The organism is Antrihabitans spumae, from assembly GCF_043944905.1.
GTDB classification, from domain to species: Bacteria; Actinomycetota; Actinomycetes; order Mycobacteriales; family Mycobacteriaceae; genus Antrihabitans; species Antrihabitans spumae.
The window spans coordinates 1-920 of the sequence record NZ_JBIMSN010000131.1 but is presented as its reverse complement, the minus strand read 5'-3'; the positions used below and the strand labels follow the sequence as shown (position 1 = coordinate 920).

General features: G+C 54.2%; 1 protein-coding gene. It reads left to right on the top strand.

The genetic code is table 11. The features are described from left to right. Positions 1-273 precede the first annotated feature (273 nt). Complete coding sequence (locus ACHIRB_RS26445) at positions 274-627, top strand: DUF3558 domain-containing protein (protein WP_395117816.1); 354 nt, start codon at positions 274-276, stop codon at positions 625-627. Positions 628-920: the final 293 nt, after the last annotated feature.

Here is a 920-nt window from a genome sequence, read left to right as displayed (position 1 = left end):
ACCCAATCCGAAACAGATCAAGCCGGCACGTCAGCCCGGAGAAAGATCTGGGCTAGTGGTTGAGCAGAGTAATCAACTGAGGAGTTCGCATTGAAAAAGAGAATGTGCTTGGCAGTTTTCTCAGGAACGATGTTGATCGGCGTGTGCGCATGTATGTCACCGGAGACATCGTCCGATGTTGGGGAACCAGTGGCGACATCGGCCGCGAACGTCTCAACCATAGAAAGTCGCTCCAGAGACGTTCCCTCAGGTGCCCCCTCAGATCTTCGCGGCATGGTCAACGCATGCTCTCTGATCAGCGACGAAGACGTTGCCGATGTGCTCGGCGGCGAAATATCCCATGAAGCGTTCGACAATATTGATGGCGGCCATACATGCAGCTACAAAAGCGAGAGCAACATCGGGACCATGGATGTACAGGTCGGACCGTACAACGCAGGTTTCGCGGATGCACCGGGAAGGCAAATCAGGTTGTTCGGTAACTCGATGGAATTCTACACTGGAAAACGCAGCTTTCTAGTTGACGTCAATAGTCCCTACTGGCGCGAACAGCGCCCTTCTCCGCAAGAGAAAGACGACGAGTTATTGGCGCTGGCGATCACAATGATCAACAGTCTGCCCAACTAGAAGCATGAATCCAGCGAGATTCAACTGAGCGCTTTTTCGCCCTCATAATTCGATGCCCGTCGCTGTGGCTGATACGTCGAGCCGGTGATGTCATCGTGGCCGAAAGACGTCGCAGCGGAGTTGGATGCGGATGACGAGCATGGTGCACTGATCGACCTAAACGATCCAGGACCGGAGTTACTACATAGCAGCAGCGACGTTACGTGCTGAATGTTTATGCACGCGTATGCACTGTCGGGCCTTGACCCCTCGTGTTGGACACGCTCAATCCCGGACAGAGTTCGGGGGAAGCG

Bases quoted from the DNA above. Each gene is read 5' to 3' on its own strand.
- ACHIRB_RS26445 (WP_395117816.1), top strand. From the start codon at position 274: ATGGTCAACGCATGCTCTCTGATCAGCGACGAAGACGTTGCCGATGTG.